This window comes from Eubacterium sp. An3, from assembly GCF_002159465.1.
Taxonomy (GTDB): Bacteria; Bacillota; Clostridia; order Lachnospirales; family Lachnospiraceae; genus Anaerobutyricum; species Anaerobutyricum stercoris.
This window is the reverse complement of the sequence record NZ_NFIR01000037.1, coordinates 1-24872: the sequence shown is the minus strand read 5'-3', so window position 1 is coordinate 24872 and position 24872 is coordinate 1. Positions and strand designations below refer to the sequence as shown.

The following is a 24872-nucleotide window of genomic DNA, read 5'->3' as shown; positions in this document are numbered from 1 at the left end:
ACTGTGCTTACATAATCTAAAAGTGCTTTCATAGAAGAACTCCTATCCTTTTTTCTTTGAGTATACCAGAAAATCAGGATGGATGTTCACAATTTATTCATTCATGCGTTTGTCGTGATCGTTTATCTCTTCTTTATAACACTTCTCAGCTACTGTTCCTCTGCCATCTTCTCCAAGCCTTACAGATCAGAGAAAAAGGCTGACTGCCAGTCATCAATTAATTCATAAAGATGTACAGGCATCACAGTCTCGCGAACAAATAAAAGAAAAAGTCTTATCGCCTGCTCATAATTCTCCGTCACACCCGGGGCCTCGCTTTTGTCCACCACCGATTCATTATTCTTTTCATACTGCTGAATCCGAATTCCAAAAAAATCACCAATCCCCTCGTCCCGCGGAAAATGCGACATCAGCAGTTCATAAATCAGTTGAAACTTCCCTCCAATCGTCGTTACTTCCTGCTCTTGTGTCAAAATTGTTTCCATACCTTTCCTCCTTGTCACACCCGGATTTATAATATTATGAAATATATTACAAATCATTTGGATATGACAGTATTATACTTTTTTTGACACAAAATAAAAAGGGAATAATTTGTAAAAAATAGATAATTTTTACAATTCAAGCCATTATATAATTTCATAAAAAACCTAAATTTGGGTAATTTTGACAATTTTATATCTGTACTAATAATTACAATTTTGATACTATAAAATATTATCATTTTATAATAAAGTAAATTATTTATCTTCTGATTATACTATGAAGTACAAACCATTTTACACCGTTTTCTCACAACCTGATATTCCTGCAACAGATATGCCCTTCGTCCGTCAAAACCTGTCATGACAAAAAAAGGCAAAAATAAAGAAGGAATGCGCTCAATGTACATTCCTTCTGAATATCATATGATGAAAACCAATTAATATCCGCCTACCGCTTCATTTCTGGAAATCTCGTCATAAAATGCCGCGGTGGCAGCATTCATGTACGGGTTCAGCCACAGATAGCCGATTCCAAAGGTAAAGAGGCAGAGAATACCCCTGCCGATAAAGCTGAACTGCAGGCAGAACAGTCTCCATTTGTTGCCGTTCATCATCCGCATGGATACTTCCATGGCTTCTTTGGCAGACATTTCCGGATTCTCCGCCATGATAAACCCGGACATGCTGTAAGAATAGCTCTTGATAATACCCGGTATAACAAGAAGCAAACTCCACAGGAAAGTAAAAATGCTCATCCGCAGACGCAGCCACACTGCTTTTCCCATGATGGAAGTATGGCAGAATATCTGCCCCACTCTCGCTTCCTTCCTGTCTATCAGATTCAGGTTATATATGGCCAGACCAAGGCTTACGAAGCTGCCGATGATATATTGCACCACCGCTATAATAAATATAACCAGCGCGGATACCATCAAAATAGCCGCAATTGTCAACAAAAGTCCCGGCGGCAGCTTTATGGAGACCCGACTGCCATCCTCTCCTGCGTATTGATTGTATAAATTGGATGTCAGAGAAACTGCACTTCCCTGCATAGTAATGTTCGCGCCCAAAAGCCCTGCCAGCAGAGTCGTTCCTACGGCAGAGGCCCAGTGACCGGACAGACTTCCTCTCGCTATCCCTCTAAAATCAGCCGCTCTTTTCATAGTGTATCTAAAACTCCTTTCATTTTGTCCGCTGCCTGCCGGAACAATGTGAGTTCTTCTTCCGTCCATTTTTCTTCCAGTCGCCTTTCCACGCCATTGACGCCGATGATGGAAGGAACGCTGAGTCCCACACCGCTGACACCGTACTCTCCTTTGAGTACAGTGGACACAGATGCTATGGTCGTTCTCTGATCGAGAACCGCCGACGCCAGATAACATACGCTGGTGGCAATGCCAAAATGAGTTCTTCCTTTATTTTTTATGATAGAAGCGCCCATTCCCCGCACTTTACCTGCAAAGTCATCTCTTATCTCCTGCGTCCAGGACAACCCGTGTTTTTCACAATATTCCTGCATCGGGATTCCATCCACAGCCGCGCGGCTCCAAATAGGAATCTGCGAATCCCCATGTTCTCCTACAATGTTTATCTTTACCGATTCTGTATCCCGCTTCGTATAATCTGCCATAAGGCGGATCATCCGGGAAGAATCCAGCGCACATCCGGTTCCAAATACTCTTCCGTCCGGAAGTCCCATCCACCGGGTACACTGATACACAAGAACATCCACCGGGTTGCTCACCAGCATGATAACGCCGCCCGTGTAATACTTCTGCATCTGCTCAACTACATTTCTCAATATGCCTGAATTACCTGCGATCAGATCCAGACGGCTCTCTCCCGGTTTTCTGTTTCTTCCTGCTGTGATGATGATCAAATCACAATCTCTGCAGTCTTCATAGCTTCCGGCGCGGACAACAGCATTACCCAAATCCGGAATTCCATGCTGAATGTCCATGGCTTCGCCTTCTGTTTTCTCTCTGTCAATATCAATGAGGACAATTTCTCTTGCCAGATTACGAATGGTCAGCGCATATGCAATGGACGCTCCCACGAAACCTGCTCCAATCACTGCCACTTTTCTTTTTGAGACAATATAACCATCCATCATCATAATACCTCCTCTTTGCAAGAACAAAGTGAAATCTTATACATTTAACTGAGAAACAGCATCTGTGTCCCTCTCTAAAAAGATATCCACAAATGCTGTTTTATTATAACATTTTTTCCACAGAAAAGATATAAAATTAATGATATTTATGACATTTGCAATAGCGCCCATTTCATCCAGTCTTCATTGGTCTGCTTCATATAACTGCGGCTGATGATGATTTCTTTGCCGTTTTCCAGCACATAAGAATTCTTCTTTTTTTCCCGAATTGCCGGAAAATAGATAATATAGCTATGATGACAGCGGGAAAATTCATTTTCCGGCAAATCTCCCATCAATTCATCCAGCTTCTCCTTAATCTGAAAATCTCCCCACGAAGTATGTACAGTCGTATAGCGCAGCTCTCTTTCCAGATAATACATGTCCGAGAGCCGGACAATAATCTGCCTGCCCCATGATGCTGAAAAAATAAGTTTTTTCCCCGATTGTTCCAACTGATGCATTATCTTGTCGAACACTTCCGGCAGCCGTTCTTCAAGCTGCTCTTTAAGCACAAAATAGGTATGTTGTGTCTGAAAAATATCTACAGCATAGAACAAATAATTCGTTAAAAACACAATCTGACAGCCCGGAAATCGTTTGTTCAGTTCTCCTGCCACAGAAATTCCGTTTTTTTCTTCACCGAGTTCTATGTCCATAAACATAACATCCCAGGGCTGTCCCTGCCAGTTTAATACATCGTCTCCATTATTGAAAGAAGTTACTTCCACATTGTATCCCAGTTTTTCCACATATCCACTTATCACTCCGGCAGCTGTATCACACCAGCTCCTGTCATCGTCACATACTCCTATGATCATCCTATGTCCTCTCATTTTTACAGTCTTATCTCTGCGTTGCCATCAAATTTTACGTATTACATTTCTTCCATCGCCTGCGCGGGATCTTTTTCCTGCCGCCATACTTTCATCATTCCCGGGCCATACGCATCAAACATCATCGCCGGACGAATCAGAGCCTCGCCGATATTTTCCCTCTGCGCATCGGGATCAGTACTTTCCGGCAAATACGTTTTATACCGAATCTCCCCATCACTGTAATTCAAATCAAAATGTCCGGAGTACAGTCCGTAATTTACTCTGCAAAAATATTCGGCAATCCTCTCCCGGGCATCTTCTTCCGCTTTGATCGGAACTCTGCCCATCACAACACATTGCCCTTCTTTCATCCATACAATAACCTGACATTGTTTTAATTCACATTTTAATCCCATGTCAATCTCAATAATTCCCGCATTTTCCCGGCTTCTATACTCCCATTTATTCTCATTAAGCCACTGCTCGATTTTCTCAAAAAGTGTTGTCGTAATCATTTCTTCCCCTCTTTAAATAATTAATATAAAATCATCGTATCTTCAGGTCATTTGTTATGCATTTTATGAATATATTATATCAAAAAAAGAGTAGTTTTTCTTCTCTATGACATAATCTGCCCATTTTTTGTAATAAAATGCATTTTTATTACGATTCAGCGGAACAAATGTATTTATCACAGCGGAACAAACACACTTTTTTTCATCAACCATCACAAATTTCTTTAATCAGGCACCACAAATCTTTTCTTGACATAGTATATATGTCACGATATAATTAGTTTCGGTATCATTTTATTAATATCACATTTTTTTATTTTTCAAGGAGGTTATTACCAGAAGATGGATACTAGTGATAATGACGCTAACCCTGATAATGGTGATTATAAATTAAATCTGTTCATATACTAAATGAGACATGTCCTGTGTATCAATAATGATAGACGGGTCATGTCTCATGCTTTTTTCAGGGAAAATATGTAATATGTTTCAAACAATTATAAAAAGAAAGAGGTTTTTACTTTGGAAGATTCCATAATATTTTTACTATTAGTTCAGGTCATACTGATTGCACTGAATGCAATTTTTGCCAGTGCAGAGATTGCCGTTCTTTCCGTCAAAGAAACAAAACTGGAAAAAATGGCGGAAGAAGGAAACAAAAAAGCGATTCGACTGACTCATCTGACCAGCGAACCGTCAAAGTTTCTCTCAACAATCCAGGTCGCTATTACTTTATCCGGCTTCCTGGGCAGTGCGTTTGCAGCGGATAATTTTTCCGACCCGCTGGTGGAGTTCCTCATCGGTCTGGGTATCGGTATTCCACGTTCCACGCTGAACACACTTTCCGTTGTAGTGATTACATTGATTTTATCGTATTTTACATTGATTTTTGGCGAGCTTGTCCCAAAACGAATCGCCATGAAAAAATCCGAACAGCTCGCCCTGGCAATCTCCGGGCTGGTCAGTGCAATTTCTACTTTATTTAAACCAATCGTGTGGTTTCTCTCCCTGTCCACCAACGCTATTCTCCGCCTGTGCGGTATTGATCCAACAGAAACAGACGACGCGGTAAGTGAAGAAGAAATTCGCATGATGGTCGATGCAGGAAGCGAAAAAGGCGCCATCGACTATGAAGAGAAAGAATTTATTCAAAATGTTTTTGAATTTGACGATCTGATGGCTGGTGAAATTGCCACCCATCGTACCGACGTAACCATTCTTTTTCTGGAGGACAGCGACGAAGAATGGGAACAGATAATCCACGACAGCAGACATACTCTGTACCCTGTCTGCGATAACTCCCCGGATCAGGTTGTCGGCATTCTGAATGCCAAAGATTATTTCCGTCTTTCTGACAAAACGCGGCAAAGTGTGCTGGAAGGAGCCGTCCGTCCTGCGTATTTTGTACCAGAAACAGTTAAGGCTGACGTACTTTTCCGAAACATGAAACAGGGACATCACTCTCTTGCCGTCATCCTTGATGAATATGGCGGCATGGTCGGTATCGTAACTTTAAATGACCTGATCGAAGAGCTTGTCGGCGAGCTCAGCGAAGATATCCCCGACTTCGGAAGTTCCGATCCACAAATTGAACAGCAGACTGATTCCTCATGGGAAATCAACGGCAATATTCCTCTGGACGAAATCAAAGAGGAAACTGGTATAGATCTGGAAAACGATGATTATGATACTTTGGGCGGTCTCGTTTTCGACATTCTCGGTCTGATTCCACAGGACGGCCCGCAAAATATCGATCTGGAAGTTGCGCAGCTCCACATTCATGTGAGCTACATAAAAGACCACCAGATTGAAAAAGCTACTATTGAACGGATTGAACTGCCAGAAGAGACGCCAGAAGAATCTGAGAGTACGAATGATACCAAAGATACAAAAGCAAAAGATACAAAAACAAAATAACCCGGCTTCTTATATTTTTAGATAACAGCCGCAGTAATCCCGGACAAATGCAGAGCAGACATCTGTCCGGGTTGTTTTTATCCCGGTATTTTAGTTTCAAAAAACGGTCAAAAAAAATCCAAAAAAACCTTGACATAATATTTATGATTTGATAGAATATTATCGTTGCATCGAGGCGTGGCTCAGTTTGGTAGAGCGCTGCGTTCGGGACGCAGAGGCCGTGGGTTCGAGTCCCGTCGCCTCGACTACATTTTTAGAAGCCGGATAACCGCATAAACAGTGGTTATCCGGTGTTTTTTTATTTTTCAGGATAATGATTACTTTTCTCAAAATCATCAAAAATTGGCGTGTTCTAACAAATGTTCTAACAAAAATCACTCGTTGAAAAAATGCGCCGCTTTGGAAGAAATTTGATTCAAATCGTTACGATTTTGATTCAGTTTCTGGCGGTTATAATGGGAGTAGATATTCAACGTGGTTTCTGCATCGGCATGTCCCATCCAGTATTGTAACTGTTTAATATTCCATCCCTTCTCAATCAACATGGAACAACAAGAATGTCTCAACTTATGTAAAGTAATTTCCGGCCTTCCAAATACACTCATCGCCTTTTTAAATGTTCTTGTAACATAATCGGGACTATACGGTCTTCCATCTTCCCAAGTAAAAATATACCCTTCGTCATTTTGATAAGCATTCCCATAAAATTCTGCATTTTCTTTCTGCTGCCTCTGTATACTTTTCAAGCAGGCTTTCGCAGAATCAAACAAATTCAGACTTCTTGACCCAGCGCAGGTTTTCGTGGCATCTTCTGCAAAAATACGATTCACACGAACTACCGTATGCTCAATATTAATAATCTCCTTCTTCCAGTCCACAGCAGACCATTTTAGTCCCAGTATTTCCGAGCGTCTCAGTCCATAATATGCACCCATAAAAGCAATTCCCAGCATACGAGGATATTCCCGAGACAAAAACTCCAATAAATCCAGAATTTCCTCTTCTGTTAAAAATAAATATTCCTCACTATACTCTTTATTCTTTTTTCCTTTTACCGTGACACTGTTCACCGGATTTACAGAAATAATCTCATCAATAACAGCTTCATCAAATACTGCATGAAGAATTGAGCGATAACTTCTTACAGAACGAACTGTCAAAGGTTCTCTTTCATGCGTCTTTTGATTCTCTTTACCATAATTAAGAGAGTATTTGAAGAACTTATTTAACATAGCCGGAGTTACTTCGCGAAGTAAAGGATTTTCCATTTTAAAATATTTTTTCATGGATTTTATACGTAATTTATAGGTCTCATAAGTTGATTTTCTCAAATCTCTCTTTTTCCCTTTCAACCAGTCATCCATATAGTCACATAAGGAAATGTCACGGGAAATTTCCAGAGATACCGGACGTTCCAGATATTCAAACTTTTTAATTAATTCTGGAATAAGCGTTTCCGCTTTACGTTTATTCCCTTTTGCCTTCAATCCTGTTGAAATGGATTTTTGTTTGCGTTTAAAAGTCATCGGGTCTTTATATGATAAAACGATATATAAATATTCCTTGCCTGATGCACCTTTCTTTTTCTGTACCGTGCCTGTCATATAGTATATCTCCTTTCTTTTCAGGCACACTACTATATGTTTTTATAATAGCATACCCTTTGGCCTTTGTAAAAATCTACTGATTATCTTCTCCTATAAAATTCACTAATTCTTTTTTTGGTATTCGATATTGTGACGCAATCTTTTTTGCCCACAGTTCCTTATCTTGTATCAATTTATAAACCGTTTTTGTAGATACTTGCAAAATTGTGCACACCTGTTTCACTGTGAGCACATCTGGATAATTATTCAGCATTTTCATTACCTCCTCTCTTTTGCTGAACTTTAAATTGTGCTATTATGAATGAAATATTCATTTACCAAATGGTTATGAATAAAATAATTTTTTATAAAACTCGATTGTTTAGGAATTAAACCGAAATGAAAATGGAGATAGTAAGATGGAAGATTTGACACTGGAAGAATTTTTTGAAGAATATGAAAAGGCTTATATTTTTAAATTTGATCAACAGGACAATTCAATTATCATAAAAAGGCACAACATTTTTTATTCGGAACCCGGATTAAAACGCAAATCTTTGGCAAAATCAACTCAAATATACATATGTTTCCCGGATTTTTCCATCCAAAGTATTGAATCTACTTTCGTTAATCAGCATTTTCTATATGATATTTATTATATTTTTGAGGATGATGGCTATTATATATCTTCCAGAATAAATTGGAAAAAGCAACTATATCAATTACACAAGAATCTTCATCCGCATCTTATCACGTTACTTGCCGACTATTTTCAGAACTTATGTTCCAATCGAAATAAAAATATATTATTAAACAAATCATTTGGCTGGATTAAGAATGCAAAATACAATAATGGAGAATTCTTTCAATCCACCAGACAGTTAGAAAACACAAATAACAGCAGGCAAAAAAATATGTGTATTGCTTTGAAGAAAAATATACCGGAAAACCAAAATATTTTCCTCTTATCAAGGTTGGGAAATCCATACTTTCATTTAATGAAATGGAATTTTTTCTAAACTTTTTAGAGGATTCCGCTGCTCTTGTTACTATTTTCTCATATGGTCTTCTATCCATAAGTTTAAATGCTGAACAGCATTATACTTACCAAAATAAGATAGTTGATCATGAATTACAGTTTGTAGAAGATAAAGAAACAGAATTATTTAAAAAAATTGAACCATTCAGCTTATGCATTTATGGAGAAAATTCACATAAAAACATAACACGAAAAACAATTGCTTCTATTTTTTTAGATTACACAAAAACAACATATAAATATCCAAACAGAGTATGTAATCATTTACCTCATACAACATTAAAACAATTTATAGATAAAACAGCAGAAATTTGTAAATATGCAGATTGTCCTATTATCATTTCACCTTCTGGAAATGTAGAAAATATTGTATCAACTGCACGGCAATTAAAAACATTGGAATTGTTTCAAAAAAGAAACTATATAAAAGGGTTCCCGGTCCTCTTATCAAAATCAGCTGTCAGAAGAGATAAAGTATTAAATATTGATATTTCTACCATTCCAGCTATTCCTTCACCAGATGAAATGATTAGTATCGAAATACTGATTTCTGATTATATACTATTTATTGAAAGAGTTCTCAATAAGGACTATCCCGGAGGTGCTTATAAATATATTAAACACTATGGTATTAATGACGTTTATTCTGATATGACCCGTAAGCCTTTTGAAAAATACAGTAATATATTTTGTAGTGATGAGTTTAATGAGGATTTGGCAAAATGTTGCAGAGATATTCTGACAGCATTACATGGCTTCACAATATATATTGATATATATTATCCCGCACTAAAAACAAAAATTGATAATATCCTGGAAAATCAGATTTCTTTTCTCCAGGATCTCGCCAGGGATTGTGAAAGCCGTCCCCAAAAAACTGCGTCTAAAAAAACTAGTAAACCATCACAGAATATCAAAAAAGATTTTTTTAACGTAATTTCAAAAATATGCCAAGGCCAACCTAATGCTATTGTATATAATGAGACTGACGTTTACATAGACTATAAGGTTTTTCAAAAATACTATGCTCGAACAGACTATAAGGCCTTCCTCAACAAATGTCGTTCTTCCTCTCTGGTAAATGCACCAGTACGTCCGAATACAGGAGAATACAGAGGATTTACATACAGCAGGATAATCAATGGCAAAAAAACGAATGTCCTCGTTGTTCCACGGATGTAGGACGGATTTTGCGGACATTCAAAATAAAAAAGAATGTGGAGGTAACAGACAATGGCAAAATCATTATTTGAGGAACTGGGCGGCAAATACGAAAGGCAAGGGGATTATTTGATACCGTGCTTAACTGTACCCGCCGAAGAAGAACAGGCAATAGGCATCTGGGGGCAACGGCATTTAGATTATCTAAAACAGTACCGTAAAGTTACATACACCAATCTTCTTACAAGCGGCAGGCTAAACGCCTACCTTGCCGACATCAACAGACAGGCACAGGAACGCTTTGAAAGGCTCATAGAGGGTATGAAACAGGCACAGGGCATAACGGAACAGCTAAAGGCAGAAAACGCCTTAGAATGGACAGGATGCCTCAATAACATAAGGGCTTGTGCGAGGGAGATTGTGGAAAAGGAAATTATTTTTGCATAAACAGATGATTAGTGGCAGGGGGAAATCCTGCCGCTTTTTCTGCTTTAGTTTGTCAGCTTGACAAATAAAGGGTTAAGGAATATAATTAGATTCAGTATTATACAAGGAGTTAATAAATATGCGGCAAGGTATTCTTAAATAAACTGTCAATTTGATAGTGGGAACAAAAAGTAGCAGTCCCGTTTCACTTTTAATATGGGGCTTAGTTTTTTGTACCCAGTTTAAGAATACTTTTATCATGTAATTTTATATGCCCGAAAACATATAAGTGTTTTGGGGCTATTGGAGTTATTTACCCAGTGATAGGAGTATTTATCACTGGGTATTTTTATGCCCTTTTTTGGGTGTTGATAGGAGGAAAATCACATGAAAATAATTAACTTAGGCATTCTGGCTCACGTTGACGCAGGAAAGACAACATTAACGGAAAGTTTATTGTATACCAGTGGTGCAATTGCAGAACTAGGGAGCGTAGATGAAGGCACAACAAGGACAGATACAATGAATTTGGAGCGTCAAAGGGGAATCACTATCCAGACAGCAGTGACATCTTTTCAGTGGGAGGATGTAAAAGTCAACATTATAGATACGCCAGGCCATATGGATTTTTTGGCGGAAGTATACCGTTCTTTATCCGTATTAGACGGAGCAGTATTATTAGTTTCTGCAAAGGATGGCATACAGGCACAGACCCGTATACTGTTTCATGCACTACAGATAATGAAGATTCCGACAATTTTTTTCATCAATAAAATTGACCAAGAGGGGATTGATTTGCCAATGGTATATCGGGAAATGAAAGCAAAGCTTTCTTCGGAAATTATAGTGAAGCAAAAGGTTGGGCAGCATCCCCATATAAATGTAACGGACAATGACGATATGGAACAGTGGGATGCGGTAATTATGGGAAACGATGAACTATTAGAGAAATATATGTCAGGGAAACCGTTTAAAATGTCAGAACTGGAACAGGAAGAAAACAGGAGATTCCAAAACGGAACGTTATTTCCCGTTTATCACGGAAGCGCTAAAAACAATCTGGGGATTCGGCAGCTTATAGAAGTAATTGCCAGTAAATTTTATTCATCAACGCCTGAAGGTCAATCTGAACTATGCGGGCAGGTTTTTAAGATTGAATATTCAGAGAAAAGGCGGCGTTTTGTTTATGTGCGTATATATAGCGGAACATTGCATTTGAGGGATGTTATTAGAATATCTGAAAAAGAGAAAATAAAAATCACAGAGATGTGTGTTCCGACAAACGGTGAATTATATTCATCCGATACAGCCTGCTCTGGTGATATTGTAATTTTACCAAATGATGTTTTGCAGCTAAACAGTATTTTGGGGAACGAAATACTGTTGCCGCAGAGAAAATTTATTGAAAATCCTCTCCCTATGCTCCAAACAACGATTGCAGTAAAGAAATCTGAACAGCGGGAAATATTGCTTGGGGCACTTACAGAAATTTCAGATGGCGACCCTCTTTTAAAATATTATGTGGATACTACAACGCATGAGATTATACTTTCTTTTTTGGGGAATGTGCAGATGGAAGTCATTTGTGCCATCCTTGAGGAAAAATATCATGTGGAGGCAGAAATAAAAGAGCCTACTGTTATATATATGGAAAGACCGCTTAGAAAAGCAGAATATACCATCCACATAGAAGTCCCGCCAAATCCTTTCTGGGCTTCTGTCGGGTTGTCCATAGAGCCGCTCCCTATTGGAAGCGGAGTGCAGTATGAAAGCAGAGTTTCACTTGGATATTTAAATCAATCGTTCCAAAATGCGGTTATGGAGGGGGTTCTTTATGGCTGCGAGCAGGGGCTGTATGGATGGAAAGTGACAGACTGTAAAATCTGTTTTGAATATGGATTGTATTATAGTCCTGTAAGTACCCCCGCAGACTTTCGGCTGCTTTCCCCTATCGTATTGGAGCAGGCTTTAAAAAAAGCAGGGACAGAACTATTAGAGCCATATCTCCACTTTGAAATTTATGCACCGCAGGAATATCTCTCACGGGCGTATCATGATGCTCCAAGGTATTGTGCAGATATTGTAAGTACTCAGATAAAGAATGACGAGGTCATTCTGAAAGGAGAAATCCCTGCTAGATGTATTCAAGAATACAGGAACGATTTAACTTATTTCACAAATGGGCAAGGAGTCTGCTTGACAGAGTTAAAAGGATACCAGCCAGCTATTGGTAAATTTATTTGCCAACCCCGCCGCCCGAATAGCCGTATAGATAAGGTTCGGCATATGTTCCACAAGTTAGCTTAACAGCTTGCAAAAGTCATATAAAATGAGATTTGAAAGGATTAGAGACTAATTATGATGAAATGCGAATGGATATTGTGTCCTGTTTGTGGGAGCAAAACCCGTAATAAAATTAGGAAGGACACTGTTTTGGAGAATTATCCCCTTTATTGTCCAAAATGCAGACAAGAAAGATTGATTAAAGTTGACAACTTGAAGATAACTGTCATCAAAGAGCCAGACGCTTAAGACGCAGAGCCGATGAAATTGTGGAACAATTCACGAATCATCGGCTCTTTTTGTTTCGTATTTGAAAGAACAAACTCACCAAATAAAAAAAACGATATTCGGGTGGGTTATTTTGTTATACCCTAAATTACCCTCTGAATTTGTTTTTAAATTTGGAGGGATTTTTTTATGTCCTTTTTTCGGGCAGTTATCTATCTGCTCATACGAAGCAAAATTTATCAATACATAGCATATCAGAGAACGGCAGGAAACCAGTTAAAAAAATTTCTGCCAGTGCAACGGTACTTCTCACCTTGAAAGTAGAAGTACAATCTCCATACAATAGAATTACTATTTCCTATAACCGTAAAGGTCACAGAGCCTTTGCGGTTTTTCTTTTGTCGATTTTTGTTGGAAAGTGCCGTAGGGCTGTTTCTGATATGCGGTGTCGTTCTCCGCCTCTCCATCTGGATTTTTTACATTTCAAAAATTCAGATGGGAGGTATTTATGGTGAAATATGCACCAAGAAAGGTATATATCAGAGAAAGTGGCGGCTATGTGGAATTATCCTACACGGAGTTCTGCCGTTGCAGGGAATCCGACCAGACCTATATGGACAAGCTGTTTATCCCCATTCAAGGCTGTCTGCTTGAAGTCGTGAGGGAGCAATACACAGACTTCTACCGTGACAAGGAACGGTGGCGTTATCTGCAAAAATTAGATACAAAGAATAGACTGCTATCTCTCGACGGATTTACGGACAGCGAGGGGAATCCTCTGGACTTTATCACTGATGAAGCGGTGGACATTGCAGAAACCGTTGTCAATGCGGTCATGGTGGACAGGCTGAAAGCCGCCCTGCCTTTGCTGTCGGATAGTGAACAGGAGCTGATACAGGCAATCTTTTTTGACGGACTTTCCGAGCGTGAAGTCGGGGCGAGGTTGGGCATAACCCAGAGCGTTGTAAACAAACGCAAAGCCAGAATCCTAATAAAACTAAGAAAGATAATAGAAAATTAAAATTTAAGGCGTTCAGCCCCCTTGTTTTTTCCTTTGGGAAGATGAGGGGGCTTTTCTCTGCCCTCTCAATCAATTCTGATTGGAGGAAGTAAGAATGGCATACAACCACGGACGGGAGGACAGGAAATGGCGTATCTGGAAAGAAGCGGAGGAAAAGCTGCTGCGTGAGTGCGGCGTTGATGAAGCGACCATTGAGCAGATACGCATGGCGGACAGGGCAGACTTCAATTCCAACAGGCGGTTTTACCGATGGACGAATGACGTTGCGGAATATCTTGAGGACATGGCAGGCAGGGAGCGGCAGGCGGAAGTGGGTACGGTTGCGGAGTTACTGGAAGAGATTGAGAGCGAAAATCTCTATCAAGTATTAGTCACGGTGGACGGGCGTACCTTGAAAATCGTCCTGCTGAAAATGCAGGGGTATTCCACAAAGGAGATTGCCCCGCTTGTGCATTTGACGACTGGTGCCATCTATGCGAGGTTAGACCATCTGCGGAAGAAGCTGCGGAAAATTTTATAGCTTCTAAAACAGCCTGCCATCCTGCGGGCTACTGGGTGAGGGATGGAAATCCCCTCACTCATTTTTTGCAGGAGGACAACAGGATGGCATACAGGGTTAAGGCATACACGCTTCGGGAGGAATCCACGGAAAGCGGCACAAGGTATTTTATCAGCTTTAAGGACGGGCAGGGCAAATCCCACGAGTTGGAAGTGTCGGAACAGTTCTTTATGGAGTTTCGGCAGATGGAGCGCAGGAACAGGAATCTTTTCTAATGGGACGAGCGGCACAGGGAGTTTAACGAGGTATGGGACGAAACCCTTTACAGACGGGCGTTGCGTGTGCCTAAGAGCCTTGATGAACGCATGGTTGAGGAAGAACGGAATGAAACGCTCTATAAGGCGGTTGGGAGCCTTCCAGAGATACAAAGGCGGCGTTTCCTGCTCTACTACGAGTATGAGTTCAATTTTTACCAAATCGCCGCTATGGAGCATTGCACCGCTTCGGCAATACAGAAATCTGTTGCGATTGCAAAGGAGAAAGTAAAGGCGGAAATTGAAGAAATATCTCCAACCGTGACCGACACCGCCCGAAAAAGAAATCTGTTTTTTATTTGTGTGGGATTGGCGGCATTACATACTCTCACTTTTTTCCGTGGGAGTAAATCTATTTTTAAGGAGGTCAACGCCTATGTGCAACGAAAACAAAGACACCGCCCGAAAGGAGGAAAGCCATGCAGAAGTTACAGACAGTCAACGCCGAAACGCTCCTTTATGAACCGCTTGAGAAACCATCCTTTGTGGTGGACAGCCTTATCCCGACAGGCTTATCGCTGTTCTGCGGCTCACAGAAGATAGGCAAAAGCTGGCTCATGCTGAAGCTATGCTTATGCGTGTCGCAGGGAATCCCTTTATGGGATATGCCGACAATGGAGGGCGATGTGCTTTACCTCTGCCTTGAGGACACGTTCTGCCGCATACAGGACAGGTTATTTCGTTTGACGGACGAAGCAAGCGGGCGGCTCCACTTTGCCGTGGCAAGCTGCAAGCTGTCAGACGGTCTTATCGTGCAGCTTGAAGATTATCTGAAAGATTACCCAGACAGCAGGCTCATTGTCATTGATACCTTGCAGAAAGTCCGTACAGCTTCAAAAGACAATGCCTATGCAAGCGACTATGGGGACATCTCCCTCATCAAAGACTTTGCCGACAGGCACTCTCTGGCGGTCATTGTCGTACACCACATCCGAAAGCAGAATGACAGCGACGTGTTCAACAAGGTGTCTGGGACGACAGGATTAACGGGGAGTGCGGACGCTACCTTTGTTCTGGAAAAGGAGAAACGTGCGTCTGACACCGCCAAGCTGTATGTGACGGGCAGGGACACGCCTTATCAGGAATACACGCTGCGTTTCCGTGATTGCCGTTGGGAGCTTGTGGAGCGGAAAACGCAGGAGCAGCTTGCGAAAGAAACGATACCAGATGTCCTTTTTCGGTTGGTGGATTTTATGAGGGATAAGGAAGAATGGATAGGCACGGCAACGGAACTGTTAGCCGCTATGGGGGAAACGGAAACCATACCCACGGTGATTACGAAATGGCTGAATGAATACCGCACCACATTTTTAAGCGAGAACCGTATCTGCTACCAGTACAGCCGCAGGAAAGACGGCAGGCGGATTGCCCTTGCAAGGAGGGCGGGTGACAGCGGTGATGGTGGTGACAGCGATATTAGGATACCCCCCTGTTACTGTCATTGACGCTTAAAGCCATGTAAAGCTGGCGGCTCTGCCCTGCGGGTGACAGCAGTGACGGTGGTGACAGTGATTTTAGGATACCCTGCCGCTGTCATCCCTACGGGAGAACACCCCGTAAACGCAAAATGCAGGCGTGAGATTTACTCGCCCTTTTCGGTCGTGTAAAACCACCCCTGCGGTCAGAAAAATCATTCCGATTTTTCCGACTGCGTTTACAGGGTGTAACACACTACACTTTGCCCTGCAAAGTCGTGTGCCAGACGTTCCCTCTGGACTCCCTTAAGGCAGGGCTGTGCCCTGCTATCCTACGCCTTACGGCTTCGGATAAAAGAATGGCGGCATGACGGTGACGGCTCTTGCGAGGGGGGTATCCCAAAAACACCGTCATCATCGACATGACCGTCATGCAGGGGGTGAGGGTGACAGTTGCGGCAGTCGGCAGGGGGTATCCCAAAACTGCTGTCACCACCGTCACCGCTGTCACCCCAAAGGACGGTCACCCGCCGAAAGAAAGGAGGAATCCGCCTATGCCTTATGCAATCCTGCGTTTCCAGAAACGAAAAGCGGGCGGCGTTGCGGCTTGTGAACGCCACAACGAGCGGAAGAAAGAAGCCTACAAAAGCAACCCAGATATAGATATGGAACGCTCTAAAAACAATTACCATCTCATAGCACCACCAAAGTACACCTACAAGAAAGAGATTAACCGCATGGTAGCCGAAGCGGGGTGCAGGACAAGGAAAGACAGCGTGATGATGGTGGAAACGCTCATCACAGCTTCACCAGAATTTATGAACCAGTTACCGCCCGAAGAACAAAAAGCGTATTTCCAGACGGCTCTTGACTTCATTTCGGAGCGTGTTGGAAAGCAGAATATCCTCTCCGCTGTCGTCCATATGGACGAGAGAACGCCCCATATGCACCTCTGCTTTGTGCCGATTACGCCAGACAATAAGCTGTCAGCGAAAGCTATCTTAGGCAACCAGAAATCATTATCCGAGTGGCAGACCGCCTACCATGAGCGGATGTCCTCACGGTGGAATCAGCTTGAACGGGGGCAGTCCTCAATGGAAACCAAGCGGAAACACGTCCCCACATGGCTCTATAAATTAGGCGGCAGGCTTGATAAACAGTATGAAGAAATCGTGTCTGCCCTATCCGACATCAACGCCTTTAACGCAGGGAAGAAAAGGGATAAAGCGTTAGATTTACTCTCTGCATGGCTGCCAGACGTGGAGAAATTCTCTAAGGAAATCGGGAAACAGCAGGCGTATATCGACAGTTTGAAAGAGAGAATTGGGCAGGAATCAGACTATGCGGGGCGTATGCGTGATGAAAAGTACGAGCAGGAACTAAAGGTGCAGAAAGCGAATCAGAAGATATTTGAATTGCAGAGAACCAACGAGCAGATGGGGCGGCTGCTGTCAAAAATACCGCCCGAAGTGTTGGAAGAATTGCAGAAAAATCATAGAAGCAGAGCGAAAGAAAGGTAGATATGTGAATGAAGAAACAGGATTTTAAGGTGTTAAAGACCAAAGACTTGTACCCGTTCCCCGACAATCCGTTTCATGTGGCAGAAGATGAAACACTGTCAGAGTTAGCGGAAAGCATCAAGGAATTTGGCATTGTCACGCCGATAATCACACGCCCGAAAGAGGACGGGGACGGTTATGAAGTGATTGCAGGACAGCGGCGTGTCCGTGCTTCTGAACTTGCAGGGATAAATACCGTGCCTGCGTTTGTCCTGCCCTTAGACCGTGACCGAGCCATCATCACCCTTGTAGACAGCAATTTGCAGCGTGAGAATATCCTGCCATCGGAGCGGGCGTTTGCTTACAAGATGAAATCCGAAGCCATGAAGCGGCAGGGTTTCCGCACAGACTTAACCTCGTCACAAGTTGTGACGAAGTTGCGGACGGACGACAAGGTGGCACAGGGCTTCGGCGTGGGCAGGATGACCGTGCAGCGTTTTATCCGCCTGACGGAACTGATACCGCCGATTTTGCAGATGGTGGACGAGGGGAAAATCGCCCTCACGCCTGCGGTGGAACTGTCCTTCTTGAAGAAAGACGAGCAGGAAAACCTCTTTGCCACGATGGAGAGCGAAGAAGCAACGCCCTCACTCTCACAGGCACAGCGGATGAAACAGTTAAGCCAGAGCGGGCGGCTTGACATGGATACGATATTTGCGATTATGACGGAGGAAAAGGGCAACCAGAAAGAAACCTTGAAAATCAACACAAGCAAGCTGAAAAAATACTTTCCGAAGAACACAACGCCGAAGCAGATGGAGGAAACCATCATCAAACTTTTGGAGCGTGAGTTGCAGAGGAAACGCAACCGTGACAGCCGCTAATCTTCTTTTTTCGGGAAGTAAATACAGAGAGTTGAGGTATGGAGAATGAGAGAAATCCAGTATGAAATCGTAAAGGAAATCGCAGTATTGTCTACGGGCGACAGTGGCTACACAAAGGAAATCAATCTCATTTCATGGAATGGGAAAGAGCCGAAGTATGACATCCGCAGCTTTTCCCCGAACCGTGAAAAGTGCGGCAAGGGAATCACGCTGAACGCTGATGAAGCGGCGGCACTCCTTAAAGCATTACAGAAAGAATTAAACAGCGAGGATTAATGGTATCTGATTGGCAGGGCGGGGACATTTCCAAACTCTTCCCTGCCCTGTCTGGAAAGGAAGATTTAAGTATGGGCGAGGATAAGAAAGCAGATAAAAAGAGAAAGCGTATCGTGCCAAAAGCACCAGTGCAGATGATAATCAGCCGTGAATATGTCGGCACACAGACCGTTACAGAAGCGTTTGTCCCGATTATCTCCGAGGATATTCGGAAGAAGATTGCCGAGGGCGACACCTTCGACAATGAGGGGCTGTCCGCTTAGAATGTACGCAATGGGACATGAAAACAGATAGGACAGATACGGAGGTTTTACAGTATGGCAGGAATCAAAGAAGAAAAGAAAATCTATTTAGTCGGCATTTATTGCCGCTTATCTAAAGACGATGGTACGGATAACGAGAGTGCGAGCATTGCGACACAGAAATCCATCCTCACGGATTATGTGAAAAAGCAGGGATGGCACATAGCAAAAACGTATGTGGACGATGGTTATTCTGGTACAAATTTCCAAAGACCAAGTTTCCAGAATATGATAAAAGACATTGAAAGCGGTCTGATAAACTGCGTGATTACGAAAGATTTATCCCGTCTGGGGAGAAACTATCTTGATTGTGGGTTATATCTGGAAGTTTTCTTCCCAGAGCATAACGTGAGGTATATAGCGGTCAATGACGGCGTAGATACCTTGAATAAATCTGCTATGGACATCACGCCTTTCCGCAACATTTTAAACGAAATGTATGCCGCTGACATATCTGTTAAGATAAAATCGGCATATCGGGCGAGGTTTCAACAGGGGAAATTCATGGGAACTACCGCCCCTTATGGCTATATCAAAGACCCTGCCGACCACAACCATCTGCTGATAGATGATAAAGTGGCACATGTTGTAAAAGAGATATTCGACCTTGCATTAAAAGGGAATGGAGTTGCCAAAATTTGCAGACATCTTAATAAACAGCATATCCTACGCCCTGCCGCTTATGCGGCGGAGCGTGGCGAAACAGGCTTTGAACGTCATTTTGAGGGGAACGAGGACAAACGCTATATTTGGAGTGGGAACAGCGTGAGGAGCATTTTAAGAAGCCCGATATATGCGGGAAATCTTGTAGGCTACAAACGGATTGCCGCCAATATGAAAAGCAAGAAACGCCCCTCTAAGCTGCCCGAAGAATGGGAAGTGATACCCAATACCCATGAGGGAATAGTCACGCAGGAGGAATTTGATATTGTCCAACAGCTTATTACAAGTCGTAGGCTTCCACAGAACAAGGGAGGATTTGTAAATATTTTTGCAGGCGTTATCAAGTGTGTGGACTGCGGATGTGCTCTGCGGGCAATGAACGTACACAGGAGGAAACGCCCAGAGATTATCGACTGTGTACAGTATTCATGTAATAATTATGCAAGAAACGGAAGAAGCGAGTGTAGTGCCCACAATATAGAAGCAAGGGATTTATTCAATGCCGTTCTTGCCGACATCAACTGTTTTGCGGATATGGCAGTGAATGATGAAAAGGCGGTCAGGGCCATAGAAAAGCGGCTCACGGAAACAGACCAGAGCAGGGCGAAAGCATTAGAGAAAGAACGTAAGAAGCTGAACAAACGCCTTGCGGAACTGGACAGGCTGTTTTCCTCTCTCTACGAGGATAAGGTCATGGAGCGTATTACCGAGCGGAATTTTGAGATGATGTCGGGGAAATACCAGAAAGAGCAGCTTGAAATTGAAGCAAGGCTGAAAGAGGTGACGGAAACTCTTAATGAAAGCTACGAGAAATCACGGGGAATCCGTGACTTCCTCGCCCTTATCCGAAATTATCAAGGCTTAAAAGAACTGGATGCAACAGTTATAAACGCACTCATAGACAAGATACTTGTTTCGGAGCGTGAGAAGATGGCAGACGGAACAGTGAAGCAGGAAATCAAGATTTACTATAAATTCATCGGCTTTGTCGATGAATTACATATCATACCTACAAAACGGTGGGCAGCAATGCCCGCTAAAAATTGTACGGTGTGCGGCGTTGAATATGTCCCGGGCTCTGGTGCATCAAGGTATTGTCCTGCTTGTGCCAAGAAGATACGGAGGGAGAAATCAAACGAGAGCAAACGCAGGAGCAGAGAACAGAAAAGGATAGCATGTATGAACTGTCCGCAAAAAATGACCGACTGAAATTGTATGATAAATATGTAAGTAATTCTCCCAGCTAAAATCATTATCTTCATGTAACCGCACTTTGGTGCTGCCGCAGCAATGATTTGTAAATCATATAGGCGGCAGCACTTTTTTGTTTGTCACTGCATACAATCTTCTTTACATATCGTTATCATTAAAATTAAATTTAATTTTACCTGCTACATCTCCATAACTCATGATGATTTCTTCAAAATTTTTTTCACAAATGTTGTTTGCGCTGGCTAGTATGGTATATATAAATAAATAAGTATTTATGCGGAAAAATAATATTTTTCATTTTACATATCCAAAATCCAAAATCCATTTTCAGCCTCGTAGAAGGTATTCCAGAACATCTTCTTTCAGAATCCTCCAGCGATTCCCTTTAATCCGATGCCCCTGGATTCGACCTTCGTTCAAAAGAGATAATGCCGTATTTTTTCCAATGTGTAACACATGCATCAGATCTTTGACAGTGAGTATATCTGGCGTATTCTTTAGCATATTATCACTCCCCAAATTTGTTTCTTTACCAACATGTTCATAAAAATAGGTTTTAATTGGTATATCTCAGTTCATTGTAGTTTATTCTGGTCAAATTATGTTTATATATTTTTTTGATATATATAGAATAGATTTTAGTATCCTGTTTTTATGAGAAATAAAACGTAGATTATCCCAATAATTATTTATAAATTATATACATAATAATTATTTATAAATCTGTTATAACAAATTAAAATTCATTTAGTTGTATAACAATCTGTAAAAAAAATATCTCTCTGGAACAAATTTGTAAAAAATTTGAGTCACAAAATAATTTTATAAACCAACCATAACAATTTGATAAAAAATAAATTGATTTTAACAAAACCAAGAAAGGAGATTTATCATGAATGATATTAAAAGCAATCAGACACCATTCATCCACACATTTAGTCTGGAAACAATTTTGACATTTATAGAGGCCGAAAGGATTTGGCAAACATACAACATAGACAATCTCAAAAATAACAACGATGAATTTTGTGTCATGAAGTTCGCTAAAAATGGTTTGAGAATATATTTCAAATATCGAACAGAGAAAGAAATCCAGTATGATAAAGAGCACGCAGAAGTAAAAGTCGAATGGATTGTCACTCCATATAAAGTGCTCCACGAAGGACAACCTATGGGTGAAATTACTTTACTGGAAGAAATGAAGCAAGTTTTAATTCAACTGACTCAAATATTTGAACAGATTGAAAAAGAAACCAATACATTTTTTTACAAAAAAGCTAAAAATGCGACGGATAGATTTGACCCGTGATATTCCTACACCGTCCACTATTTACAGTAGAGAGATTATCTCAGTATGCAAGGCAACACAACTGCCTTACGGATATGATTTTTGGATTATGACAGAAAAGCAGAAAATAGAAAATAACTGGAAAGAAGAGGTTGCCTGCTTATATAAAAATAAAAGCAAGGGAATTCAGGGAAAGATATATGATAAAAACCAGAACTTACAAGATTTCGGACATTATCCTGTGGAAACCAGACAGCACAAAGGTCTTCTCCGTTTTGAAATTTCTCTCAGTAGAAAATGTTTAAAAAAGCAAGGACTTTTGGATCCCGGTTCTTCGGAAACGTCTCTGTTCCGGGTGATGGAGCAGGCTTCTTCTCTATTTGATACTTATCTGGTAGAAATATTTGATGATGGCTCTATGTTATCCAGGTCATTGCTTGAGAAATTTATAGAAAAGCAATTCCCTACCAAAAACAAAAAAAGAATAAATATGCTGGATTTAAACAGATTTTACAATATATGTCGGAAAAAGGGCTTAGAATTTAATCCAGCAGATTTTCCTGGAAGTGTAAAAAAGCTGCGCAATATACGAAAAGCATATAAAGAAATCCTTTTGTCGCCTATCTCATTATCGGATGACTGTCCTTATATTCCTTCGTTCCGGGAGATGTTTTATGGAATACAGACAAATACATTTAGTAACTTTGCCAAAAAACATACAAGAGGAAAAGAGGTGGCGTGGAACAATGAGCAATAAAAATATTGCACTCTATACATTTGAAGAAGCAAGAGAAATCTTAAAATGCAGCAAAGTAAGGCTCCGGGAACTGCTAGATACCGGGGAACTCCGGGGATTTCGCCTTGGCAAATATAAATGGAGGATTCCCGAAGAAGCGCTGCTGGATTATATCAAGAAACAAATGACCGCACAGACAGATAAATGAGATATGGCAGCTACTAAAAGTAGTTCAGCATATCAGAAACCAGAGTACTTAGACAAATCAACAATAATTGTCAACAGCAGAATGTTTTAGTATAATGAAGAAAGGGCTGCCTTTGTACTCTGTGGAAAGAGTGATACATGAGACCGGCGAAGCATTTGGAGACGGCACACACATTCTCTTTGTGAATGGATCCTATCGCAGTGAGACTCCTCTTGGAAAATTAATGCATGATTTTTCCTGCACACAGCCATCCCAGATGCATTACAAGGTTCTGGCTGACCGGGCAAGATATTTTAAAGAGAGCAAGGAGGGAATCGCTATTATGTGTAAAGCTATGGAAGATATGCGAAATCAGGCACTAGAAGAAGGAATTAAACAAGGAAAGATAGACGTAGCCTTTCGGATGGTGAAAAAAGGAGACTTTAGCGATGAAGAGATTGCGGAGCTCTCCGGACTGTCTATAGAAGAAATCAAAAAATTATCCACCGGGGAAACGATAGAATAAATGTCCCCTGAATGACATAATTTTATTATTTTGTGTGATGAAGAAAGCATCCTGTATATAAAAATGCAGGATGTTTTTTTGTTGCACCCGTTTTCTGACTGTTTTGAATGATACACCATCTTTCCGGTAACCAGTAGTTTATAAGATTCATAAAGAAAGAGGTGTAACAATGCAAAAAGGTCTTGGAAGTATCTGGTCAAAGATTGCAGAAACTGTTGGTGTGTGCATCGCACAGGTCATCACTGAACTGATGCAGTACCGGAGCAACAAAAAAGAATGATAGTGTACAAAAGATAACGGAGCATACTCTATGTTCCGTTATCATGGGAAGGAGGAAAATAAGTGGTCATAGAACAGTTAAAACGGAAATTGTATGCAAAGATTCATACAGAATACCTGTCTTATGAAAAAGAAGTCTGCGGCATGGCTCCAGAAGAAGTGTTTGAACGGGCATATGAAATCTCTACGATTCAGGAGATTTACGGAAATCTTCTTGAGATCGTGCCCAAAACAGATTACGAACAGGCCAGGGAACTTCTCTCAGAGAAGAATCTCCTGTTTTGTTTTTATCAGGAATGGTTAAAAACAGAGGACTCTATGAGAGAAGAACTGGCGGTAATGGCGGAACAACTTCTGACAGAATGGAAAAACGCTGTAGGAAAGAGGATGGCTGGATGATGAAAAAAATGGTATCCACCAAAGGACTTTCTACAGAAGAATGGCTCCGTTACCGCAGGCTCGGTATCGGCGGGAGCGATGCTTCGACCATTCTTGGAATCAATCCTTATAACAGTATCCTCCGGCTCTGGGAGGATAAGACCGGACGATATCCTGTAGAAGAAACAGAGAATGAATACACGCATTTCGGGCATGTGATGGAACCTGTTATAAGGAAGGAATTTGAGCGTCGGACAGGTTATCGGGTACGCCGCTCGAATTTTATCCTGCAAAGTACAGAGTATCCTTTTATGCTGGCTGACCTGGACGGTATCACAAGAGATGGGGAAGGAAATCTTTGTATCTGGGAAGCTAAAACAGCATCGGAGTTTAAGCGGACAGTCTGGGAAAAAGAAATCCCGGAAGAATACATGGCACAGCTGCAACATTATCTTGCGGTGACTGGGTATCAGAAAGCGTATATCTGTGCTGTGGTGGGCGGTAATTCTTTCTACTGTCATGAAATCCAACGGGATGAAACCTACATTTCCAAGTTAATTGATATGGAGAAAAACTTTTGGGACTGTGTCCTCACCGGAATCCCGCCAAAACCAGATGGCGCTGCTGCTACTGCCAGTTATCTGGGAGAGAAATATAAGGCAGGATAGTGGTAGTATAAAAATAGTACAAAGTAAAGATGCCATGCAGACCTAAATCATGTATGATAAGAGAGATGATAAAAAGGAGGCAGTACAGGCATGGCAAAGGGTAGCAGATACGATC

At 41.4% G+C, this 24872-nt stretch carries 27 protein-coding genes, 1 tRNA gene and 1 pseudogene; 22 read left to right on the top strand and 7 right to left on the bottom strand.

Annotated elements, in window-relative coordinates:
• Window positions 1-179: 179 nt before the first annotated feature.
• From B5F87_RS18145 to B5F87_RS18125, 5 genes are all read right to left on the bottom strand, one after another.
• A complete protein-coding gene (locus B5F87_RS18145; RefSeq protein ID WP_087283539.1) occupies window positions 180-485 on the bottom strand; it encodes a DUF6514 family protein in 306 nt (101 codons plus the stop codon).
• Window positions 486-922: 437 nt separating this feature from the next.
• Window positions 923-1648, bottom strand: a complete 726-nt coding sequence (locus B5F87_RS18140; protein WP_158097095.1) for a DUF975 family protein — start codon at window positions 1646-1648, stop codon at window positions 923-925.
• Window positions 1645-2601, bottom strand: coding sequence for an L-lactate dehydrogenase (locus tag B5F87_RS18135; protein ID WP_087283536.1), 957 nt, complete (start codon window positions 2599-2601; stop codon window positions 1645-1647). Before B5F87_RS18135 ends, B5F87_RS18140 begins: the two co-directional genes overlap by 4 nt.
• Before the next feature lie 143 nt (window positions 2602-2744).
• Entirely contained in the window at window positions 2745-3458 is a 714-nt protein-coding gene (locus B5F87_RS18130; protein ID WP_158097094.1) for a LytTR family DNA-binding domain-containing protein, read from the bottom strand.
• Window positions 3459-3514: 56 nt separating this feature from the next.
• Window positions 3515-3970 carry a YbjN domain-containing protein gene (locus B5F87_RS18125; protein WP_087283532.1) on the bottom strand — a complete coding sequence of 152 codons (456 nt, stop codon included), beginning with the start codon at window positions 3968-3970 and terminating at the stop codon, window positions 3515-3517.
• 522 nt (window positions 3971-4492) lie between these two features.
• Here B5F87_RS18125 and B5F87_RS18120 point away from each other — a divergent pair.
• Window positions 4493-5887 carry a hemolysin family protein gene (locus B5F87_RS18120; RefSeq protein WP_087283530.1) on the top strand — a complete coding sequence of 465 codons (1395 nt, stop codon included), beginning with the start codon at window positions 4493-4495 and terminating at the stop codon, window positions 5885-5887.
• Between the two features lie 171 nt (window positions 5888-6058).
• A tRNA-Pro gene (locus tag B5F87_RS18115) sits at window positions 6059-6132 on the top strand.
• A gap of 129 nt (window positions 6133-6261) precedes the next feature.
• Here B5F87_RS18115 and B5F87_RS18110 read toward each other — a convergent pair.
• On the bottom strand, window positions 6262-7491 hold the full coding sequence (locus tag B5F87_RS18110) for a site-specific integrase (protein WP_087283528.1): 1230 nt from the start codon (window positions 7489-7491) through the stop codon (window positions 6262-6264).
• 76 nt (window positions 7492-7567) lie between these two features.
• Window positions 7568-7747 carry a helix-turn-helix domain-containing protein gene (locus tag B5F87_RS18105; protein WP_158097093.1) on the bottom strand — a complete coding sequence of 60 codons (180 nt, stop codon included), beginning with the start codon at window positions 7745-7747 and terminating at the stop codon, window positions 7568-7570.
• Between the two features lie 145 nt (window positions 7748-7892).
• Here B5F87_RS18105 and B5F87_RS21090 point away from each other — a divergent pair, with 145 nt between their 5' ends.
• The 20 genes and pseudogenes from B5F87_RS21090 to B5F87_RS17995 all read left to right on the top strand — a co-directional run bounded on the left by B5F87_RS21090 (window position 7893) and on the right by B5F87_RS17995 (window position 24757).
• Window positions 7893-8492 (top strand): hypothetical protein, encoded by a 600-nt coding sequence (locus B5F87_RS21090; protein WP_087283524.1) that lies wholly within the window; start codon window positions 7893-7895, stop codon window positions 8490-8492.
• Complete coding sequence (locus tag B5F87_RS18095; RefSeq protein ID WP_143405281.1) at window positions 8390-9694, top strand: hypothetical protein; 1305 nt, start codon at window positions 8390-8392, stop codon at window positions 9692-9694. The genes B5F87_RS21090 and B5F87_RS18095 overlap by 103 nt, the downstream gene beginning before the upstream one ends.
• A 51-nt stretch (window positions 9695-9745) precedes the next feature.
• A complete protein-coding gene (locus B5F87_RS18090; protein ID WP_001129922.1) occupies window positions 9746-10120 on the top strand; it encodes a TnpV protein in 375 nt (124 codons plus the stop codon).
• Window positions 10121-10486: 366 nt separating this feature from the next.
• Window positions 10487-12406 carry a tetracycline resistance ribosomal protection protein Tet(O) gene (gene tet(O) / locus B5F87_RS18085; RefSeq protein ID WP_000691758.1) on the top strand — a complete coding sequence of 640 codons (1920 nt, stop codon included), beginning with the start codon at window positions 10487-10489 and terminating at the stop codon, window positions 12404-12406.
• 51 nt (window positions 12407-12457) lie between these two features.
• Window positions 12458-12631, top strand: coding sequence for a cysteine-rich KTR domain-containing protein (locus B5F87_RS18080; RefSeq protein WP_002779755.1), 174 nt, complete (start codon window positions 12458-12460; stop codon window positions 12629-12631).
• A 490-nt stretch (window positions 12632-13121) separates the two neighbouring features.
• Window positions 13122-13631, top strand: coding sequence for a sigma-70 family RNA polymerase sigma factor (locus tag B5F87_RS18065; protein ID WP_105116765.1), 510 nt, complete (start codon window positions 13122-13124; stop codon window positions 13629-13631).
• Between the two features lie 94 nt (window positions 13632-13725).
• On the top strand, window positions 13726-14151 hold the full coding sequence (locus tag B5F87_RS18060; protein ID WP_000323895.1) for a sigma-70 family RNA polymerase sigma factor: 426 nt from the start codon (window positions 13726-13728) through the stop codon (window positions 14149-14151).
• An 83-nt stretch (window positions 14152-14234) separates the two neighbouring features.
• Window positions 14235-14709, top strand: a pseudogene (locus B5F87_RS20790) (sigma-70 family RNA polymerase sigma factor).
• A 154-nt stretch (window positions 14710-14863) separates the two neighbouring features.
• The gene (locus B5F87_RS18050; protein ID WP_001170964.1) at window positions 14864-15889 is read left to right on the top strand and encodes an AAA family ATPase; all 1026 of its coding nucleotides are present in this window, start codon (window positions 14864-14866) and stop codon (window positions 15887-15889) included.
• A gap of 524 nt (window positions 15890-16413) precedes the next feature.
• Complete coding sequence (mobV, locus tag B5F87_RS18045; protein ID WP_001820668.1) at window positions 16414-17379, top strand: MobV family relaxase; 966 nt, start codon at window positions 16414-16416, stop codon at window positions 17377-17379.
• A gap of 8 nt (window positions 17380-17387) precedes the next feature.
• Window positions 17388-18242, top strand: coding sequence for a ParB/RepB/Spo0J family partition protein (locus tag B5F87_RS18040; protein WP_000743700.1), 855 nt, complete (start codon window positions 17388-17390; stop codon window positions 18240-18242).
• Between the two features lie 45 nt (window positions 18243-18287).
• On the top strand, window positions 18288-18518 hold the full coding sequence (locus tag B5F87_RS18035) for a PC4/YdbC family ssDNA-binding protein (RefSeq protein ID WP_001206986.1): 231 nt from the start codon (window positions 18288-18290) through the stop codon (window positions 18516-18518).
• Window positions 18519-18589: 71 nt separating this feature from the next.
• On the top strand, window positions 18590-18781 hold the full coding sequence (locus tag B5F87_RS18030) for a hypothetical protein (protein WP_001820669.1): 192 nt from the start codon (window positions 18590-18592) through the stop codon (window positions 18779-18781).
• A 54-nt stretch (window positions 18782-18835) separates the two neighbouring features.
• On the top strand, window positions 18836-20692 hold the full coding sequence (locus tag B5F87_RS18025; RefSeq protein ID WP_001820670.1) for a recombinase family protein: 1857 nt from the start codon (window positions 18836-18838) through the stop codon (window positions 20690-20692).
• A gap of 895 nt (window positions 20693-21587) precedes the next feature.
• Window positions 21588-22004: a hypothetical protein gene (locus B5F87_RS18015; RefSeq protein ID WP_087283518.1), complete on the top strand. Its 417-nt coding sequence runs from the start codon at window positions 21588-21590 to the stop codon at window positions 22002-22004.
• Window positions 21994-22740: a hypothetical protein gene (locus tag B5F87_RS21085; protein ID WP_158097092.1), complete on the top strand. Its 747-nt coding sequence runs from the start codon at window positions 21994-21996 to the stop codon at window positions 22738-22740. The genes B5F87_RS18015 and B5F87_RS21085 overlap by 11 nt, the downstream gene beginning before the upstream one ends.
• The gene (locus B5F87_RS21080; protein WP_158097091.1) at window positions 22730-22927 is read left to right on the top strand and encodes a helix-turn-helix domain-containing protein; all 198 of its coding nucleotides are present in this window, start codon (window positions 22730-22732) and stop codon (window positions 22925-22927) included. The genes B5F87_RS21085 and B5F87_RS21080 overlap by 11 nt, the downstream gene beginning before the upstream one ends.
• 94 nt (window positions 22928-23021) lie before the next feature.
• A complete protein-coding gene (locus tag B5F87_RS18005; protein ID WP_143405280.1) occupies window positions 23022-23432 on the top strand; it encodes a hypothetical protein in 411 nt (136 codons plus the stop codon).
• A gap of 342 nt (window positions 23433-23774) precedes the next feature.
• Window positions 23775-24110 (top strand): DUF3848 domain-containing protein, encoded by a 336-nt coding sequence (locus tag B5F87_RS18000; RefSeq protein WP_087283514.1) that lies wholly within the window; start codon window positions 23775-23777, stop codon window positions 24108-24110.
• Complete coding sequence (locus B5F87_RS17995) at window positions 24107-24757, top strand: lambda-exonuclease family protein (protein ID WP_158097090.1); 651 nt, start codon at window positions 24107-24109, stop codon at window positions 24755-24757. The genes B5F87_RS18000 and B5F87_RS17995 overlap by 4 nt, the downstream gene beginning before the upstream one ends.
• The last annotated feature ends 115 nt before the right edge of the window (window positions 24758-24872 follow it).

Bases quoted from the DNA above. Each gene is read 5' to 3' on its own strand.
- B5F87_RS18145 (WP_087283539.1), bottom strand. From the start codon at position 485: ATGGAAACAATTTTGACACAAGAGCAGGAAGTAACGACGATTGGAGGG.
- B5F87_RS18140 (WP_158097095.1), bottom strand. From the start codon at position 1,648: ATGAAAAGAGCGGCTGATTTTAGAGGGATAGCGAGAGGAAGTCTGTCC.
- B5F87_RS18135 (WP_087283536.1), bottom strand. From the start codon at position 2,601: ATGATGATGGATGGTTATATTGTCTCAAAAAGAAAAGTGGCAGTGATT.
- B5F87_RS18130 (WP_158097094.1), bottom strand. From the start codon at position 3,458: ATGATCATAGGAGTATGTGACGATGACAGGAGCTGGTGTGATACAGCT.
- B5F87_RS18125 (WP_087283532.1), bottom strand. From the start codon at position 3,970: ATGATTACGACAACACTTTTTGAGAAAATCGAGCAGTGGCTTAATGAG.
- B5F87_RS18110 (WP_087283528.1), bottom strand. From the start codon at position 7,491: ATGACAGGCACGGTACAGAAAAAGAAAGGTGCATCAGGCAAGGAATAT.
- B5F87_RS18105 (WP_158097093.1), bottom strand. From the start codon at position 7,747: ATGCTGAATAATTATCCAGATGTGCTCACAGTGAAACAGGTGTGCACA.
- B5F87_RS21090 (WP_087283524.1), top strand. From the start codon at position 7,893: ATGGAAGATTTGACACTGGAAGAATTTTTTGAAGAATATGAAAAGGCT.
- B5F87_RS18090 (WP_001129922.1), top strand. From the start codon at position 9,746: ATGGCAAAATCATTATTTGAGGAACTGGGCGGCAAATACGAAAGGCAA.
- B5F87_RS18080 (WP_002779755.1), top strand. From the start codon at position 12,458: ATGATGAAATGCGAATGGATATTGTGTCCTGTTTGTGGGAGCAAAACC.
- B5F87_RS18060 (WP_000323895.1), top strand. From the start codon at position 13,726: ATGGCATACAACCACGGACGGGAGGACAGGAAATGGCGTATCTGGAAA.
- B5F87_RS18050 (WP_001170964.1), top strand. From the start codon at position 14,864: ATGCAGAAGTTACAGACAGTCAACGCCGAAACGCTCCTTTATGAACCG.
- mobV (WP_001820668.1), top strand. From the start codon at position 16,414: ATGCCTTATGCAATCCTGCGTTTCCAGAAACGAAAAGCGGGCGGCGTT.
- B5F87_RS18040 (WP_000743700.1), top strand. From the start codon at position 17,388: ATGAAGAAACAGGATTTTAAGGTGTTAAAGACCAAAGACTTGTACCCG.
- B5F87_RS18035 (WP_001206986.1), top strand. From the start codon at position 18,288: ATGAGAGAAATCCAGTATGAAATCGTAAAGGAAATCGCAGTATTGTCT.
- B5F87_RS18030 (WP_001820669.1), top strand. From the start codon at position 18,590: ATGGGCGAGGATAAGAAAGCAGATAAAAAGAGAAAGCGTATCGTGCCA.
- B5F87_RS18025 (WP_001820670.1), top strand. From the start codon at position 18,836: ATGGCAGGAATCAAAGAAGAAAAGAAAATCTATTTAGTCGGCATTTAT.
- B5F87_RS18015 (WP_087283518.1), top strand. From the start codon at position 21,588: ATGAATGATATTAAAAGCAATCAGACACCATTCATCCACACATTTAGT.
- B5F87_RS21080 (WP_158097091.1), top strand. From the start codon at position 22,730: ATGAGCAATAAAAATATTGCACTCTATACATTTGAAGAAGCAAGAGAA.
- B5F87_RS18005 (WP_143405280.1), top strand. From the start codon at position 23,022: ATGAAGAAAGGGCTGCCTTTGTACTCTGTGGAAAGAGTGATACATGAG.
- B5F87_RS17995 (WP_158097090.1), top strand. From the start codon at position 24,107: ATGATGAAAAAAATGGTATCCACCAAAGGACTTTCTACAGAAGAATGG.